General features: G+C 64.8%; 13 protein-coding genes. 2 read left to right on the top strand and 11 right to left on the bottom strand.

What is annotated here, in order from left to right; genetic code table 11:
- Nucleotides 1-57: 57 nt before the first annotated feature.
- The 7 genes from odhB to ugpB form a co-directional block, all read right to left on the bottom strand.
- Nucleotides 58-1,305 (bottom strand): 2-oxoglutarate dehydrogenase complex dihydrolipoyllysine-residue succinyltransferase, encoded by a 1,248-nt coding sequence (gene odhB, locus K309_RS0109360; RefSeq protein WP_029046183.1) that lies wholly within the window; start codon nucleotides 1,303-1,305, stop codon nucleotides 58-60.
- Between the two features lie 85 nt (nucleotides 1,306-1,390).
- Nucleotides 1,391-4,243, bottom strand: coding sequence for a 2-oxoglutarate dehydrogenase E1 component (locus K309_RS0109355; protein ID WP_029046182.1), 2,853 nt, complete (start codon nucleotides 4,241-4,243; stop codon nucleotides 1,391-1,393).
- 321 nt (nucleotides 4,244-4,564) lie between these two features.
- Entirely contained in the window at nucleotides 4,565-5,320 is a 756-nt protein-coding gene (gene ugpQ, locus K309_RS0109350) for a glycerophosphodiester phosphodiesterase (protein ID WP_029046181.1), read from the bottom strand.
- A 1-nt stretch (nucleotide 5,321) separates the two neighbouring features.
- The gene (locus K309_RS0109345) at nucleotides 5,322-6,425 is read right to left on the bottom strand and encodes a sn-glycerol-3-phosphate import ATP-binding protein UgpC (RefSeq protein ID WP_029046180.1); all 1,104 of its coding nucleotides are present in this window, start codon (nucleotides 6,423-6,425) and stop codon (nucleotides 5,322-5,324) included.
- 50 nt (nucleotides 6,426-6,475) lie between these two features.
- A complete protein-coding gene (gene ugpE, locus K309_RS0109340) occupies nucleotides 6,476-7,324 on the bottom strand; it encodes a sn-glycerol-3-phosphate ABC transporter permease UgpE (RefSeq protein WP_029046179.1) in 849 nt (282 codons plus the stop codon).
- A gap of 11 nt (nucleotides 7,325-7,335) precedes the next feature.
- Nucleotides 7,336-8,217 carry a sn-glycerol-3-phosphate ABC transporter permease UgpA gene (gene ugpA / locus K309_RS0109335; RefSeq protein ID WP_029046178.1) on the bottom strand — a complete coding sequence of 294 codons (882 nt, stop codon included), beginning with the start codon at nucleotides 8,215-8,217 and terminating at the stop codon, nucleotides 7,336-7,338.
- Nucleotides 8,218-8,361: 144 nt separating this feature from the next.
- Nucleotides 8,362-9,678 (bottom strand): sn-glycerol-3-phosphate ABC transporter substrate-binding protein UgpB, encoded by a 1,317-nt coding sequence (gene ugpB, locus K309_RS0109330; protein ID WP_029046177.1) that lies wholly within the window; start codon nucleotides 9,676-9,678, stop codon nucleotides 8,362-8,364.
- Between the two features lie 196 nt (nucleotides 9,679-9,874).
- On the opposite strand from ugpB, the gene K309_RS0109325 reads away from it, so the two are divergent.
- Nucleotides 9,875-10,666: an HAD-IIB family hydrolase gene (locus K309_RS0109325; RefSeq protein WP_029046176.1), complete on the top strand. Its 792-nt coding sequence runs from the start codon at nucleotides 9,875-9,877 to the stop codon at nucleotides 10,664-10,666.
- Nucleotides 10,667-10,752: 86 nt separating this feature from the next.
- Here K309_RS0109325 and ntrC read toward each other — a convergent pair whose 3' ends face one another.
- From ntrC to K309_RS0109305, 4 genes are all read right to left on the bottom strand, one after another.
- On the bottom strand, nucleotides 10,753-12,297 hold the full coding sequence (gene ntrC / locus K309_RS0109320) for a nitrogen regulation protein NR(I) (RefSeq protein ID WP_029046175.1): 1,545 nt from the start codon (nucleotides 12,295-12,297) through the stop codon (nucleotides 10,753-10,755).
- 74 nt (nucleotides 12,298-12,371) lie between these two features.
- A complete protein-coding gene (gene glnL / locus K309_RS0109315) occupies nucleotides 12,372-13,550 on the bottom strand; it encodes a nitrogen regulation protein NR(II) (protein ID WP_029046174.1) in 1,179 nt (392 codons plus the stop codon).
- A gap of 5 nt (nucleotides 13,551-13,555) precedes the next feature.
- Nucleotides 13,556-14,113, bottom strand: coding sequence for a hypothetical protein (locus K309_RS0109310; RefSeq protein ID WP_029046173.1), 558 nt, complete (start codon nucleotides 14,111-14,113; stop codon nucleotides 13,556-13,558).
- 152 nt (nucleotides 14,114-14,265) lie between these two features.
- Nucleotides 14,266-15,681 (bottom strand): 3-hydroxylaminophenol mutase, encoded by a 1,416-nt coding sequence (locus K309_RS0109305; protein ID WP_029046172.1) that lies wholly within the window; start codon nucleotides 15,679-15,681, stop codon nucleotides 14,266-14,268.
- Between the two features lie 500 nt (nucleotides 15,682-16,181).
- Here K309_RS0109305 and K309_RS0109300 point away from each other — a divergent pair, with 500 nt between their 5' ends.
- Nucleotides 16,182-16,646, top strand: coding sequence for a rhodanese-like domain-containing protein (locus K309_RS0109300; protein ID WP_029046171.1), 465 nt, complete (start codon nucleotides 16,182-16,184; stop codon nucleotides 16,644-16,646).
- The last annotated feature ends 53 nt before the right edge of the window (nucleotides 16,647-16,699 follow it).

The raw sequence follows: 16,699 nt of genomic DNA, 5'->3' as shown, positions 1-16,699 counted from the left end.
TCTGGAGATGCGCGCCGCGCGCGTCGGCACCAACCAACGCGCGCGGGGGACCGTCGATTACAGGTCCAGCAGCAGGCGGGCCGGATCTTCCAGCGCGTCCTTCATGGCGACCAGGCCCAGCACGGCTTCACGGCCGTCGATGATGCGGTGGTCGTAGGACATGGCCAGGTAGTTCATCGGGCGGATCACGATCTGGCCGTCTTCCACCACCGGGCGATCCTTGGTGGCGTGCACGCCCAGGATGGCCGATTGCGGCGGGTTGATGATCGGGGTCGACAGCATCGAGCCGAACACGCCACCGTTGGAGATCGAGAAGGTACCGCCGCTCAGCTCGTCCAGCGACAGCTTGCCGTCACGGGCCTTGACGCCGAACTCGGCGATCTTCTTCTCGATGTCGGCCAGGCTCATCTGGTCGGCATTGCGCAGGATGGGCACCACCAGGCCGCGCGGCGAGCCCACCGCGATACCGATGTCGAAGTAGCCGTGGTAGACGATGTCGTTGCCGTCGATCGAGGCGTTGATCAGCGGGAACTTCTTCAGTGCGTGGACCGCGGCCTTGACGAAGAACGACATGAAGCCCAGCTTCACGCCGTGTTCCTTCTCGAAGCGGTCCTTGTACTTGTTGCGCAGGTCCATCACCGGCTTCATGTTGACTTCATTGAAGGTGGTGAGGATGGCGTTGGTCTGTTGCGATTGCAGCAGGCGCTCGGCGATACGGGCGCGCAGGCGGCTCATCGGCACGCGCTCTTCCGGACGGTCACCCAGCGCGGCGAAGTCGACCGGTGCGGAAACCTGCTGCAGCGCCGGCTTGGCCGCGGCCGGGGCCGGGGCGGCCTTGGCGGCCGGAGCAGCGGCGGCGGCAATCGCGTCGCCCTTGGTGATGCGGCCGTCCTTGCCGGTGCCGGCAACCTGGCCAGCCGACAGGCCGGCTTCAGCCATCAGCTTGGCAGCCGACGGCATCGCCACGGCGCCGGCGGCGGCCGGAGCGGCGGCAGCGGCCGGTGCCGGAACGGCGGCAGCCGGAGCCGGGGCAGCGGCTGCGGGGGCAGCGGCGCCAGCGGTGGCTTCGGTGTCGATCTTGGCGATGATTTCATCGGCGACGACGGTGTCGCCGTCGTTCTTGACGATGATCGACAGCACGCCAGCCGACGGGGCCGGCACTTCCAGCACCACCTTGTCGGTTTCGATCTCGATCAGGATCTCGTCCTGGGCAACGGCTTCGCCCGGCTTCTTCTTCCAGTTGAGCATGGTCGCTTCGGCGACCGATTCGGACAGCTGCGGAACCTTGACGTCAACAATAGCCATGGTTGTGAATTCCTCGTGTTATGCGTGTTGTCTTTATATTGGCAAGCCACGGCGCACCTGCGCGCGTCGCCGTGGCTGCCACTGATTACTTGGTCAGAACAAAGCCCTTGAGCTTGGCGAAGGCAGCCTCCAGCAGCGCCTTCTGTTGCTCGTTGTGCTTTGCGTAGTAGCCCACCGCCGGCGAAGCCGAGGCGGGACGACCGGCATAACCGAGCTTCTGGCCATCCGTCATGTTTTCCATGATGTAGTGCTGCACGAAGAACCAGGCGCCCTGGTTCTGCGGTTCGTCCTGGCACCACACGATCTCGGTGGCGTTCGGATACTTCTTCAGCTCCGCTGCGATGGCCTTGTGCGGGAACGGGTACAGCTGCTCCAGGCGGATGACCGCGGTGTCGTTGGCCTCGCGTTCCTTGCGCGTATTGACCAGGTCGTAGTAGACCTTGCCCGAGCACATGATGACGCGCTTCACCTTGCCGGCGTTCAGTTCTTCCTGCTCGCCGATCACGGTCTCGAAGTGGCCCTTGGCCAGGTCCGACAGCGGCGACACGGCGTCCTTGTTACGCAGCAGCGACTTCGGCGTCATGATCACCAGCGGCTTGCGGAACAGGCGGATCATCTGGCGGCGCAGCAGGTGGAAGATCTGGGCCGGCGTGGTCGGCTGGCAGACCTGCATGTTGTGGTCCGCGCAGAGCTGCAGGAAACGCTCGATACGGGCCGAGCTGTGCTCCGGACCCTGGCCTTCGTAGCCGTGCGGCAGCATCAGGGTCAGGCCGGAGGCGCGGCCCCACTTGACTTCACCCGACGAGATGAACTGGTCGATCACCACCTGGGCGCCGTTGACGAAGTCGCCGAACTGGGCTTCCCAGATCACCAGCGCGTTCGGTTCGGCGGCCGAGTAGCCGTATTCGAAGCCGAGCACGGCTTCCTCGGACAGCACCGAGTCGATCACCGTGAACGGTGCCTGGTTTTCCGACACGTTCTGCAGCGGCACATACGAGCCGGCATCCCAGCGCTCGCGCGCCTGGTCGTGCAGCACGGCGTGGCGGTGGGTGAAGGTGCCGCGGCCGGCGTCCTGGCCGGTGATGCGCACGGGGTAGCCCGACGACACCAGCGAGGCGAAGGCCAGGTGCTCGCCCATGCCCCAGTCCAGCGGCTGGTCGCCACGGCCCATGTTGGCGCGGTCCTTGACAACCTTCTCGACCAGCGGGTGCAGCTTCAGCGTTTCAGGCGTGGTGGTGATGCGTTCAGCCAGGCGCTTCAGTTCGGTCACCGGCACCGCGGTGTCGGCGGCATCGGTCCACTTGCGGTTCAGGAACGGCATCCAGTCCACGGCGAACTTGTTCTTGAAGTTCGACAGGACCGGGTCGGCGGTGTGCTTGCCGGCGTCCATCGCGGCGCGGTATTCCTTGACCTTCTCGTCGCCGAACTCGGCCGGGACCAGCTTCTGCGCGGCCAGCTTTTCGGCGTACACCTTGCGCGTGCCCGGGTGCTGGCTGATCTTCTTGTACATCAGCGGCTGCGTGACCGCCGGGGTGTCCTGCTCGTTGTGGCCCAGCTTGCGGAAGCAGATGATGTCGACCACGACGTCCTTGTTGAATTCCATGCGGAAATCAACGGCCAGCTGCATGGCGTACACCACGGCTTCGGGATCGTCGCCGTTCACGTGCAGCACCGGGGCCTCGATCATCTTGACCACGTCCGTGCAGTACAGCGTCGAGCGGGCGTCGCGCGGGTCGGAGGTGGTGAAGCCGATCTGGTTGTTGATGACGATGTGCATCGTGCCGCCCGTGCCGTAGCCGCGGGTCTGCGCGAGGTTCAGCGTCTCCATGACCACGCCCTGGCCGGCAAAGGCGGCGTCGCCATGCACCTGCACCGGCAGCACTTCCTTGTGGCCGACTTCGCCGCGGCGTTCCTGGCGGGCCTTGGCCGAGCCTTCGACCACCGGGTTGACGATTTCCAGGTGCGACGGGTTGAACGCCAGCGACAGGTGGACCGGGCCGCCCTCGGTCGAGACATCGCTCGAGAAGCCCTTGTGGTACTTGACGTCACCGGCCGGCAGGTCGTCGACGTGCTTGCCTTCGAATTCGGCGAACAGGTCGGCGGGCATCTTGCCCAGGGTGTTGACCAGCACGTTCAGGCGGCCGCGGTGGGCCATGCCGATCACGATTTCCTGCACACCCTTGGTGCCGGCGTGCTGGATCAGTTCGTCCATCGCGGCGATAAAGCTCTCGCCTCCTTCCAGCGAGAAGCGCTTCTGGCCGACGTACTTGGTGTGGAGGAAGCGCTCCAGGCCTTCGGCCGCGGTCAGGCGGTCGAGGATGTGCTTCTTCTTCTCCAGCGTGAAGACCGGCTTGGAGCGCGTGGTTTCCAGGCGCTCCTGCCACCAGCGCTTCTGCGCCTGGTCGCTCACATACATGAATTCGGCGCCAATGGTGCCGCAGTAGGTTTCGCGCAGGTTGTTCAGCAGCTCGCGCAGGCTCATCGACTCCTTGCCAAAGTACGTATTGCTGGCATTGAAGACGATGTCGAGGTCAGCTTCGGAAAAACCGTAGAACGCGGGGTCCAGATCCGGCAGGGGCGGGCGCTCCTGGCGCTTGAGCGGGTCCAGGTCGGCCCAGTGCGAGCCAATGTTGCGGTAGGCGGCGATCAGCTGGGTGGCAGCGACGCGCTTGCGGCCCATGTCGGAATCGGCCGAGGCAACGATGGTCCTGATGGGGCCTTGCTTGGCGCGCTCGGCGAACGAGGCAACGATGGGAGCGTGGGCGACATCCCGGCCGTTCGAGCCGTCAACGGCGGGAACGTTCTGCATGGCGTCGAAGTACGAACGCCAGTTGTCGGGAACCGAGGCGGGATTCTGGAGGTAGGCTTCGTACAGTTCTTCGACATACGGGGCGTTACCGCCGAAGAGGTACGAATTGCTCTGGTACTGCTGCATCATGGGACGCTCACTATTCTCCGGGAATGCCGGAGTTCAGCGGGTTATTCAACCTTCCGCGACACGGCTTGACCGGTTAGCGGATTGCAAACAACTCTTGGGAGCCCAACTGAGGCGCCTACGCAAACGGCACCACTGGGGTGCCGCATGTGCCGACTTCCTCACAAGGCCCGAAAGGGCAAGTTGTGCGGGGAAGGACCTAAGTCTTCACGGCGGTAAGCATAGCACGTTTGCTTTTAAGCAATGTGTACTTTTCGCGATGCGAAACCTGTTCGCACGACAATTCGCATCGCCGTGGATGTTTTAGCAACAGCCACACAACAATCAAGAGCCCGGCGCTATCTTGTCCACGGCGTCGGTGATCAGCCCATCCAGCCCCCAGTCCAGCAATTGCGCGGCCTTTGCGGGGTCGTTCACGGTATAGCTGAGGACGCGGTACCCGGCCGCATGCGCGGCCGCAATGACGCCCTCGTCCAGCTCGCGGTAATTCGCATCGAGTGCCACGCATCCGAGCCGGCGCAGCCGCTCGAGCCAGTCCCCCGGCAGCTTGTCGAGCAGGAGCGCCCGCGGCAGGTCGGGCGCCACGCGTGCTGCCGCGGCCAGCGCCTCTTCCGAGAACGACGACAGCAGCGGCCCCGCCGCGGCGCCGGCCCACAGCGCCGCGGCATCGAGCGCGACCGCCGCCCCGGTGCGCGCTTCGGTGCCAGGCACCGGCTTGATCTCGATATTGACCAGGAAGCCGTTGGCTTGCGTATAGCGGGCGATGGCTGCCAGCGTCGGCACCGGCTCGCCGGCCCAGGCCGGGCTGTGCCAGCTGCCGGCATCGAGCAGCGCCAGCTCGCCCAGCGTCAGCGCATCGACCCTGCCCTTGCCGCTGGTGGTGCGGTCGAGCGTCGCGTCGTGCATCAGCACCGGCTTGCCGTCGGCGGACAGCTTGACGTCGAACTCGAACATCCGGTACCCGAAGCCGGCACCGTGGCGGAAGGCGGCGAGCGTGTTCTCGGGCGCCAGCTTGCCCGCGCCGCGGTGCGCGATATGGCGTGGGTACGGCCATGCCTGGGTGTCTGCAATGGCTGCCATGTCAGGCCTCGATGCGCTTGCCGGTGTCCGGCGCGAAGAAATGCAAGTGGTCGGGCGACGAGGTCACCGGCAAGCGGTCGCCGGCGCTCACCCTGGCATGGCTCTCCAGCCGCACCACCACCGGCTGGCCACCGAGCGAGCCGTACGCGAACGAGTCGGCGCCGAGCGCCTCCACCACGCGCACATCGACTTCGGCGATGGCCTCGTGCGCGGCGCACGGCTCGATATGTTCCGGCCGCAGCCCAAGCAACGCCTGTTCGGGCAAGTGCAGCCCCATCGGCAGGTGGCCGAGCGTGGCGCTGGCGCTGTCGCCGCCCTCCTTCGCCACCACCCGCATCTGCGCGCCACCATTGCCGGCGCCGTTGCGCACCACCGGGATCAGGTTCATCGGCGGCGAACCGATAAAGCCCGCCACGAAGGTGCTGGCCGGTTTTGAATAGACTTGCAGCGGCGTGCCGATCTGCTCCACCCGGCCGGCGTTGAGCACCATCATGCGGTCCGCCAGCGTCATCGCCTCGACCTGGTCATGTGTCACATACAGGCTGGTGGTGCCGAGGCGGCGATGCAGCTCCTTCAGTTCCAGCCGCATCTGCACGCGCAGCTTGGCGTCGAGGTTGGACAGCGGCTCGTCGAACAGGAACACCGCCGGCTCGCGCACGATGGCACGGCCCATGGCCACGCGCTGGCGCTGTCCGCCCGACAGCTGGCGCGGCTTGCGGTCCAGCAGCGGCGACAGCTCCAGGATGCCGGCGGCATGCTCCACGCGCTGCCGGATCTCGGCCTTGGCCATGCCGCGGATCTTCAGGCCGTAGGCCATGTTGTCGTACACGCTCATGTGCGGGTAGAGCGCGTAGTTCTGGAACACCATGGCGATGTCGCGCTCGGCCGGCTCCAGGTTGTTGACGACCTTGTCGCCGATATGGATCTCGCCGCCGGTGACGGTTTCCAGCCCCGCCACCATGCGCAGCAGCGTTGACTTGCCGCAGCCCGACGGGCCGACGATGACGATGAACTCGCCGTCGGCGATTTCCATGTCGATGCCGTGCACCACCTGGGTACCGCCGGCGTAGGTTTTCTGAACGTTGCGAAGCGACAGTTTTGCCATTGCTGTTGTCCTGCGCGCGCGCGGGTGGCGCGCCACGCTTGTTGTTCCGCTTATTTTTCGGTTTCGACCAGGCCCTTGACGAACCACTTCTGCATCAGCACCACCACCACCGCCGGCGGGATCATGGCCAGCATCACCGTGGCCATCACCAGGTTCCAGTCGGTGGCGGCATCGCCCGAGCGCGAGATCATCTGCGTGACGCCCACCACCACCGGCGTCATCGACTTCTGCGTGGTGATCAGCAGCGGCCACAGGTACTGGTTCCAGCCATAGATGAACTGGATCACGAACAGCGCGGCGATGCTGGTACGCGACAGCGGCAGCACCACGTCCCAGAAAAAGCGCAGCGGCCCGGCGCCATCGATGCGCGCGGCTTCCGCCAGCTCATCGGGAATGGTCAAGAAGAACTGGCGGAACAGGAAGGTCGCCGTCGCCGACGCGATGATCGGAATGGTCAGGCCGAAGTAGCTGTCAAGCAGACCGAGATCCGACACGACCTTGTAGGTCGGCAGGATCCGCACCTCGACCGGCAGCATCAGCGTGATGAAGATCAGCCAGAAGAAGGTCTTGCGCAGCGGGAACTTGAAATAGACGATGGCAAAGGCCGATATGATCGAGATCGCGATCTTGCCCAGCGCGATGCCCAGCGCCATGATCAGGCTGTTCTTCATCATGGTCGAGACCGGCGAAGCCGCCTCGCCCACACCCTGAAACAGCACGGTGCGATAGTTCTCGATCAGGTGGCTGCCTGGGATCAGCGTCATCGGTGCGTCCAGCACTTCTTCCGCGGTCAGCGTCGACGCGACGAAGGTCAGGTACACCGGGAACACCACCACCACGATGCCGAGGACCAGCACCGCGTGGATCAGGAAATCAAGGAAAGGACGTCGTTCTACCATGGCTGCCTCCGTCAGTACTGGACCTTGCGTTCCACGTAGCGGAACTGCACCACGGTCAGCGCGATCACGATCACCATCAGCACCACCGACTGCGCGGCCGAACCACCGATATCCATGCCGCGGAAGCCGTCATGGAAGACCTTGTACACCAGCGTGTTGGTCGAGTTGAACGGGCCGCCGTGCGTGACTGCGTCGATGATCGCGAAGGTATCGAAGAACGCATAGACCACGTTGATCACCATCAGGAAGAAGGTGGTCGGCGACAGCAGCGGGAAGATGATCGACCAGAAGCGGCGCCACGGCCCGGCGCCGTCGATGGCCGCGGCTTCGATCAGCGAGCGCGGGATGCTTTGCAGCCCGGCCAGGAAGAACAGGAAGTTGTAGCTGATCTGCTTCCATGCCGCGGCCAGCACCACCAGCAGCAGCGCCTGGTTGCCGTTGAGCAGGAAGTTCCATTCCACGCCCATCTTGCGCAGCGCGTAAGAGACCACGCCCAGCGTCGGGTTGAACATGAACATCCACAGCACGCCCGCCACCGCCGGCGCGACCGCGTACGGCCAGATCAGCAAGGTCTTGTAGCCGACCGCGGCGCGGATCACGCGGTCGGCAAAATAGGCCAGCGCGAGCGCGGTGGTCAGGCCCACCACGGTGACGCCGATGGCGAAGATCGCGGTGGTCTGGAACGACTCCACATACAGCGGGTCGTTCCACAGCATGCGGAAGTTGTCGAGGCCGACGAACTCCAGGTTAATGCCGAAGGCATCCTGCTGCAGCATCGACTGGTACAGCGCCTGCCCCGCGGGCAGGAAAAAGAAGATCAGCGTGATCGCGATCTGCGGCAAGACCAGCAGATACGGCAGCCATGGCGAGCGGAAAACGACGCGTTTTTCCATGAACGGATTCCGGCGGATGCCGCGGGTTGCGGCATCGTTCTAGGTACGGCGCTGCGGCTGGCCCGGTGTGGCCGGCCACAATGCAAGCGGGCGGAGGTTTCGCCGCCGCCCGCCCTTTCTTGTCAGCTTGCTTTCAGGCCGCGCTTATTCGCGCGCGGTCTTCTGGAAGCGCTCCAGCAGGTCGTTGCCACGGGCCACGGCCGAGTCCAGCGCCGCCTTGGGCTCCTTCTTGCCAGCCCAGACGGCTTCCAGTTCCTCGTCCACCACGGTACGGATCTGCACCATGTTGCCGAGCCGCACGCCGCGCGACTTGTCGGTGGTCTTGACCACCATCTGCTGCACCGACACATCGGCACCCGGGTTCTTGTCGTAGTAGCCGGACTTCTTGGTCATCTCGTAGGCGGCCATCGTCACCGGCAGGTAGCCGGTAGCCTGGTGCCAGTCGGACTGGATTTCTGGGCGCGACAGGAAGTTGAAGAACTTGGCCACGCCCTTGTACTCGTCCGGCTTCTTGCCGCCCATCACCCACAGCGAGGCGCCGCCGATGATGGTGTTCTGCGGCGCGCCCTGCACGTCCGAATAGTACGGCAGCTGGGCCACCGCGAACGCGAACTTGGCGTTCTTGCGAATATTGGCCAGCGAGGCCGACGAGCCGGTGAACATCGCGCACTCGCCGTTATAGAACTTGGCCTGCGATTCCGCCTTGCGGCCGCCATAGCTGAAGTAGCCCTTCTTCACCATGTCTTGCAGGTTGGTGATGTGCTTGACGTGCAGCGGGCTGTTGAAGACCAGGCGCGTGTCGGTGCCGCCGAAGCCGTTGTTCTTGGTGGCATAGAGCGTGTTGTGCCAGGCCGAGAAGCTTTCCAGGTGGACCCAGCCCTGCCAGTCGGTGGTGTACGCGCAGTTGGTGCCCGATGCCTTCAGCTTGGCCGAGTACTGCATCACCTCCGGCCAGGTCTTGGGCGGCTTCTCCGGGTCCAGGCCGGCCTTCTTGAAGGCGTCCTTGTTGTAGTAAAAGACCGTGGTCGAGCTGTTGAACGGGAACGACAGCATCTCGCCCTTGGACGAGGTGTAGTAGCCCGCCACGGCCGGGATGTAGGCTTTTTGGTCAAATTTCTCGCCGGCATCCTTCATTACCGTCGACACCGGCTTGATCGCGCCCTTCGCGCTCATCATGGTGGCGGTGCCGACTTCGAATACCTGCAGGATGGCCGGCGCGCCGCCGGCACGGAAGGCGGCGATGCCGGCCGCCATGGTTTCGTCGTAGTTGCCCTTGTTGACCGGCACCACCTTGTATTCGGTCTGGCTCGCGTTGAACTTGTTGGCGATCTCGTTCACCTTGTCGTTCAGGGCGCCTTGCATGGCGTGCCACCACTGGATTTCAACGGCAGCCTGCGCGCTGCCGGCCCCGGTCAGGGCGGCCAGCACGGCAAGTTTGAGCGCGGTACGGGATACGGACATCGATGCTCTCCTTGGTCTGTCTGTTTCTGTGCGGTAGGGAAAATCCGACAGCATGTGATTTTTTTGTGACAGCGGCATGTTACGCCGGTCGCACCCGGGCAAGCAAATCAGCAACTTCACGGATCCCGGCCGTTTTGCAGCGCAATAAGCGATATAAGCGACGAAGGCGGCAGGATGCCGATTACAATGGCCCGCCATGCAATCCCTGAACAAGCTCTCTAATTCCGCGCTGCAGCGCGTGCGCGGCGTGCTGACCGATATCGACGGCACGCTGACTACGGATGGGAGGCTGCCCGCCTCCACCTATCTGGCGCTCGACGGGCTGCGCCAGGCTGGACTGCACGTTATCCCGGTGACGGGGCGCTGCATTGCGTGGGCCGAGATCCTGACCCGCCTGTGGCCGGTGGACGCGATCATCGGCGAGAACGGTGCCTTCTATTCGCACCTGCGCAATGGCCGGCTGCATACCCGCTTCCTGGATGATGCGCCCACCCGGGCGCGCAACCTCGAGGGCATCCATGCGCTTGGCCAGCGCATCCTGCTCGAGGTGCCGGGCAGCGCGCTGGCGTCGGACCAAGCCTGGCACGCCGCCGACCTGGCGATCGACCATGCCGAAGACGTGCCACCATTACCGCAGGAAGCGGTGGCCCGTATCGCCGCTTTGATGCGCGAGGCAGGCATGACCGCCACGGTCAGTTCCATCCATGTCAACGGCTGGTTCGGACAGCATGACAAGCTGTCGATGAGCAAGCTGTGCGTGGCGGAACTGCTGGGGGAAGACCTGGATGCACGCCGGGATGAATGGCTGTTTATCGGTGATTCAGCCAACGATGCCAGCATGTTCGCGCATTTTCCGCTGTCGGTGGGGGTGGCCAATGTGCGGGATATCCTGCCGCAGCTGCCTGTGCCGCCGGCTTATATCACCGCGGCGGCGGGCGGCGAAGGGTTCGCGGAAATGGCGCAGCGGCTGGTGCAGGCGCGCGGCTGAGCACCACCCAAGGCAGAACGCAAAAAGCGCAAGAATGCAAAACGGCCGGGCATTGCCCGGCCGTCTGGTTGTTGCCTCTCAGCCGCTCAGTCGAATCCCAATTCCTGCAGCTTGCGCGTAATGGTGTTCCGCCCGATACCCAGCCGCGTCGCGGCCTCGACCCGGCGCCCGCGCGTGACACCGAGCGCGGCCTCCAGCACCGCCTTCTCGAACCGGCGTGTCAGCACATCCATGACCTCCGGCTGCCCGGCCTCGAGCATGGCGCGCGCTTCGCCGGCCAGCAGGTGTTCCCAGCCGGCGGCGCCGACCGGAGCGGCGCTGACGGCCGGCGCCGGCCGCACCACGGTAGCCGTATCCGCCTCCGCCACCGGCATGGCAAACCCGCCGTAGTCAGCCAGTTCGTGAGCGGTTTCGTACTCAGCCGCACGCGCCTCGACCATGCGCTCGGGCCGCGGCGCATTGATCGGCTCGCTGGTGCCCGCCTCCAGCATCTCGCGTGGCAGGTCCTTGACCTCGATGGTCTGGGCCGGTGCCATCACCGTCAGCCAGTTGCACAGGTTCTCCAGCTGGCGCACGTTGCCGGGGAATGGCAGCGTGCTGACATAGGCCAGCGCCTCGTCCGACATGCGCTTGGGCTCGACACCCAGTTCCTTGGCGCTCTTCTGCAGGAAATGGCGGGCCAGCAGCGTGATGTCCTCGGGCCGCTCGCGCAGCGGCGGCAAGCGCAGCCGGATCACGTTCAGGCGGTGGAACAAGTCCTCGCGGAACAGGCCTTCCTTGACGCGCAGCTCCAGGTTCTGGTGCGTGGCGGCAATGACCCGCACGTTGGCGCGCAAAGGGTTGTGGCCGCCCACGCGATAGAAATTGCCATCGGACAGCACGCGCAGCAGGCGGGTCTGCAGGTCGAACGGCATGTCGCCGATTTCATCGAGGAACAGCGTGCCGCCCTCGGCCTGCTCGAAGCGGCCGCGCCGCATGGTCTGCGCGCCGGTGAAGGCACCGCGCTCGTGGCCGAACAGTTCGGATTCAAGCAGGTCCTTGGGAATGGCTGCGGTATTGAGCGCGATGAACGGGCCATTGGCACGCGGGCTGTGCTTGTGCAGCGCGCGCGCAACCAGCTCCTTGCCGGTACCCGACTCGCCGGTGATCATCACCGTGACGTTCGATTGCGACAGCCGGCCGATGGCGCGGAACACGTCCTGCATCGCAGGCGCCTGGCCCAGGATCTCGGGCGCGTCGACCAGCCGGTCATCCATCTCCTCTTCGCGCAGGCTTTCTTCGAGTGCGCGGCGGATCAGCTCGACCGCCTTGTCGACATCGAACGGCTTGGCCAGGTATTCGAAGGCGCCGCCCTGGAACGCCGCCACGGCGCTGTCCAGGTCCGAGTAGGCGGTCATCACGATGACCGGCAGCCCCGGATGCCGTGCCTTGATGGCCTGCAGCAGGTCCAGCCCGGAGCCGCCGGGCATGCGGATATCGGAAATGAGCACCTGCGGCTGGTCTTCTTCCAGCGCGGCCAGCACGTCTCGCACATTGGTGAAGCTGCGCGAGAGCAGGCTTTCACGGGCAAGGGCCTTTTCCAGGACCCAGCGGATTGATTGATCGTCGTCGACTATCCAGATCGGCTTCATGTGCGTCGCTTGTCTGCTCGGTGTCATTTGGTCTTCCGCATGCCCGGCACTGCAGCGCGATCGCTCGCGGACAGCTAGTGCAACGGCAGCAGGATGCGGAAGTCGGTACAGCCCGGCCGGCTCTCGCATTCGATCAAGCCCTCGTGCTGCTGCACGAAGGTTTGAGCGAGTGTGAGACCGAGACCGCTGCCGCCATCCCTACCCGATACCAGTGGATAGAAAATGCGCTCGCGAATGTCTTCGGGGATTCCCGGGCCGTTGTCGATCACATGCAAGTCCAATGCCAGCTTGAACAGCCGCTTGGCGATGGTGACCTGGCGCGCCACGCGCGTGCGCAGCACGATCTGCGCATCGCCGCGCGCAATGCGATCGGCCAGCGCCTGCGCGGCGTTGTGCACGATGTTGAGCACCGCCTGGATCAGCTGCTCCATGTCGCCCTGCAGCTCGGGCAGGCTGGCGTCGTAGTCGCGCACGATCTCGAGCCCGTTTGGAAACTCGGCCAGCACCACCGAGCGCACCCGCTCCAGCACCTCGTGGATATTCAGGCTCGACACGATATGCGGATGGCGGTGCGGCTCCAGCAGGCGGTCCACCAGCGTCTGCAGCCGGTCCGACTCCTTGATGATGACCTGCGTGTATTCGCGCAGCGAGCGCTCCGGCAGTTCGAACTCCAGCAGTTGCGCGGCGCCGCGGATGCCGCCGAGCGGGTTCTTGATCTCGTGCGCCAGGTTGCGGATCAGTTCCTTGTTGGCCGAGGTCAGGTCGAGGATGCGCTCCTCGCGATCGCTGCGCACCTTCTGTTCGTTGGGGAGGATTTCCACCACCACGGTGTCGCCCGCCGCTTCCAACGCCGCGATCACCACGTGCGCATGGATGGGCTCCTGCAGCGGCGGGTGTAGCACAAGGTCCTGGCGGCGCACGTCGAACTGGGGCGCGACCACGGTGTCGAGCATGTTGTGCAACTCATCCGAGCGGCCAAACAGGTCGGGCAGCGACAGCTCCACCATGCCCCGGCGCGACACGCCGAAGGTCGCCTCGGCGGCAGGGTTGGCGTAGACCACGCGCAGGCCGGGCTGCCGCACCAGCAGCACCGGGTTGGCCACCACGTCGAGGCCGGCATGGAAGGCCGCCACGCCCATGGGCAACACCTGGGCGCTGCCGCCCGATTGCGCGAAGTCCGGCGCGGAGATCTCGCCACGGGCGCTGTCGGAATCACCGGCCTTGCGCGACACACCGCGAATCAGGCGACGCATAAGACTTAGTCCTTCAGGTTGCCAAGCTCGCGCCGCAGCGATGCCGCATTGGCCTCGCTGCGCGCGATGTCGTCGCGCAGCGCCGCGGTGCGATCCAGGTATTTCTGGTAATTGCGTTCGTTGCCCTGGCGCTCGGGCTGGCCGTTGTTGTATTCGACACGCAGCGCCTGCAGCTTGGCCTCTTCGGCCTGCAGCTCTTGCGTGAGTACGGTGCGGCGCTCGCTGTCGCGGCTGCGCTGCGTAGCACTGTCCACGCGCGGGAAGCTGGTGTTGCTGGCCGCGGGCGCACTGCCCTTGGCCAGAGCCGGCGCGACGCGCCCGCCAGGCACGATCACCACGTCGGGCAGGTTCAGCTTCTTGCACCCCTTGCCGGCGTTGCCATTGCGATATTCGGGGACGCCGTTGGGCCCGGTGCAAACGTAGACGTCGGAAGACGACTGCGCCTGCGACAGCCCGGCCCAGCCACCCAGCGTCAATGCCACGGCACTCACCAGAACAGGGAATCGAACACGAAATTGGTGCGGCGATGCGGATCGGCCGGCATTGCGCGAAGAAGCGTCCATGGACATGGCGTCAGGTGTGAACAGGGGATGGATCGGGATGGGATCGGATTCCCCATTCTAGCGAGCAAAGCAAAAAGGGACAGCCGAAGCCGCCCCTTTCTGGTGCAACTGTTGCCCGGTCACAACCTGCGTCATTCCCGGGCAAGGGCCGCTTACAGCGAGTAGTACATTTCGAACTCGACCGGGTGCGTGGTCATGCGGAAACGCGTGACTTCTTCCATCTTCAGTTCGATGTACGCATCGATCATCGAGTTCGAGAACACGCCGCCGCGGGTCAGGAACTCGCGGTCGTTGTCCAGGTACTCCAGCGACTGGTCGAGGCTCGAGCAGACGGTCGGGATCTTTGCATCCTCTTCCGGCGGCAGGTCGTACAGGTTCTTGTCGGCGGCTTCGCCCGGGTGGATCTTGTTCATCACGCCGTCCAGGCCGGCCATCAGCAGCGCCGAGAAGCCCAGGTACGGGTTCATCAGCGGATCCGGGAAGCGGGTCTCGATGCGGCGGCCCTTCGGGTTGGCCACATACGGGATACGGATCGAAGCCGAACGGTTGCGGGCCGAGTAGGCCAGCTTGACCGGAGCCTCGAAACCGGGCACCAGGCGCTTGTACGAGTTCGTGCCCGGGTTGGTGATGGCGTTCAGCGCGCGGGCGTGCTTGATGATGCCGCCGATGTAGTACAGCGCGAATTCCGACAGGCCGGCGTAGCCGTTGCCCGCGAACAGGTTCTGGCCGTCCTTCCACACGGACTGGTGCACGTGCATGCCCGAGCCGTTGTCGCCAACGACCGGCTTCGGCATGAACGTAGCGGTCTTGCCGTAGGTGTGGGCGACGTTCTGGATCACATACTTCTGCAGCTGGGTCCAGTCGGCGCGCTGCACCAGCGTGCTGAACTTGGTGCCGATTTCGTTCTGGCCCTGGCCAGCCACTTCGTGGTGGTGGACTTCAACGGGAATGCCCAGCGATTCGAGGATCAGGCACATTTCCGAACGCATGTCCTGGAAGGTGTCGATCGGGGCAACCGGGAAATAGCCGCCCTTCTTGCCCGGACGGTGGCCGGCGTTGCCGTGCTCGAATTCCTTGGCCGACGACCACGGGGCTTCTTCCGAATGGATCTTCACGAAGCAGCCTTGCATGTCGACGTTCCAGGTCACGCCGTCGAAGATGAAGAACTCGGGTTCCGGACCGAAGAAGGCGGTGTCGCCCAGGCCGGTGCTCTTCAGGTAGGCTTCGGCGCGCTTGGCGATCGAACGCGGGTCGCGGTCATAGCCCTTGCCATCCGACGGCTCGATCACGTCGCACGACAGCACCAGCGTCGGCTCTTCATAGAACGGGTCGATGTGGGCAGTGTTCGAATCCGGCATCAGCAGCATGTCCGAAGCTTCGATACCCTTCCAGCCGGCGATCGACGAGCCGTCGAAAGCGTGGCCGCTCTCAAACTTGTCTTCATCGAAGTGCGACACGGGCACGGACACGTGTTGCTCCTTGCCTTTGGTATCGGTGAAACGGAAGTCGACGAACTTGACGTCGTTTTCCTTCACCAGCTTCATCACGTCTGCAACGCTGTGGGCCATGCCAATCTCCTGGGTATTCGGCAAATGTCTGAGGTCTGAGAAAGCCAATTCTTGGGCCTGTCGCCGGCGCCGCCGCTACATGTTGCCGCGCTTGCCGACCTTGCCACGAAAGGACGAGGAATGTTAGCAGAAAGCGTGCCAAGCAAGCTCCCCACTATCCTCCCCGGCCCGAAAATTGTGCAACTCCGGCGAACCGCGCACCGTCGCGGGTAGGCACCGACCGTATCGTCGCGCCACGCTGCGGCCGGGTGGCGCACCATCGACATGCACATCCGCGGGCCGCCCACCCATAAAACACCAGAATAGTGCAATGGGCAAGTTATCGCACCGCAATAGCACCGATATAGTGCAGTGGCACCAAAAACGGTCATTTCCTGCCCGCTCGTGGCGCCATCCCGCAAGCGCTAGCGCGCGTTCCGGCCGCCGCGCTGTCGCGGCGCTATAGAATACCGGGTTACGGCCTTCGCGCCACTATTCCATCCATTTCTTTTGTCACGCAGATGACCACCCGAGACGATCTCCTCCAGGCCGCCCAGCAGCGCCAGCAACAGAACCAGCTTCCGTACTTCGGTGCGCTGTCGCCGCAGGAAGCCTATGCCCTGCTGCAGAACGACCCTGCCGCGGTGCTGGTCGACGTGCGCACGCAGGCCGAACTGGACTGGGTTGGCGGCGTCGATGTGCCCGACGCGCAGTTCGCCCATGTCGAATGGATGTCCTACCCGGGCGGCGCGCAGAACTCCCGCTTCGTCGAGGAACTGAAGGCGCGCGTCCCGGCCGACGTGCCGGTGCTGTTCCTGTGCCGCAGCGCGGCCCGCTCCAAGCACGCCGCGCGCGTGGCGACCGAAGCCGGATACCACTTTGCCATGGACGTGCTGGAAGGGTTCGAGGGCAATCGCGACGAGCACCACCACCGCAAGACGGTCGAAGGCTGGTGCGTGCGCGGCCTGCCGTGGCACGGGGCCTGAGCTACCTGCGCTACCACGCCAGCATGACGAAAGGGGCAGCCTGGCTGCCCCTT

This window comes from Cupriavidus phytohabitans (assembly GCF_000426345.1).
Taxonomy (GTDB): Bacteria; Pseudomonadota; Gammaproteobacteria; order Burkholderiales; family Burkholderiaceae; genus Cupriavidus.
The sequence above is the reverse complement of the archived record's forward strand: the minus strand, read 5'-3'. Positions and strand labels throughout refer to the sequence as shown.

Bases quoted from the DNA above. Each gene is read 5' to 3' on its own strand.
- ugpE (WP_029046179.1), bottom strand. From the start codon at position 7,324: ATGGTAGAACGACGTCCTTTCCTTGATTTCCTGATCCACGCGGTGCTG.
- ntrC (WP_029046175.1), bottom strand. From the start codon at position 12,297: ATGAAGCCGATCTGGATAGTCGACGACGATCAATCAATCCGCTGGGTC.
- odhB (WP_029046183.1), bottom strand. From the start codon at position 1,305: ATGGCTATTGTTGACGTCAAGGTTCCGCAGCTGTCCGAATCGGTCGCC.
- K309_RS0109310 (WP_029046173.1), bottom strand. From the start codon at position 14,113: ATGGACGCTTCTTCGCGCAATGCCGGCCGATCCGCATCGCCGCACCAA.
- ugpB (WP_029046177.1), bottom strand. From the start codon at position 9,678: ATGTCCGTATCCCGTACCGCGCTCAAACTTGCCGTGCTGGCCGCCCTG.
- K309_RS0109300 (WP_029046171.1), top strand. From the start codon at position 16,182: ATGACCACCCGAGACGATCTCCTCCAGGCCGCCCAGCAGCGCCAGCAA.
- ugpQ (WP_029046181.1), bottom strand. From the start codon at position 5,320: ATGGCAGCCATTGCAGACACCCAGGCATGGCCGTACCCACGCCATATC.
- K309_RS0109345 (WP_029046180.1), bottom strand. From the start codon at position 6,425: ATGGCAAAACTGTCGCTTCGCAACGTTCAGAAAACCTACGCCGGCGGT.
- K309_RS0109355 (WP_029046182.1), bottom strand. From the start codon at position 4,243: ATGATGCAGCAGTACCAGAGCAATTCGTACCTCTTCGGCGGTAACGCC.
- ugpA (WP_029046178.1), bottom strand. From the start codon at position 8,217: ATGGAAAAACGCGTCGTTTTCCGCTCGCCATGGCTGCCGTATCTGCTG.
- glnL (WP_029046174.1), bottom strand. From the start codon at position 13,550: ATGCGTCGCCTGATTCGCGGTGTGTCGCGCAAGGCCGGTGATTCCGAC.
- K309_RS0109305 (WP_029046172.1), bottom strand. From the start codon at position 15,681: ATGGCCCACAGCGTTGCAGACGTGATGAAGCTGGTGAAGGAAAACGAC.
- K309_RS0109325 (WP_029046176.1), top strand. From the start codon at position 9,875: ATGCAATCCCTGAACAAGCTCTCTAATTCCGCGCTGCAGCGCGTGCGC.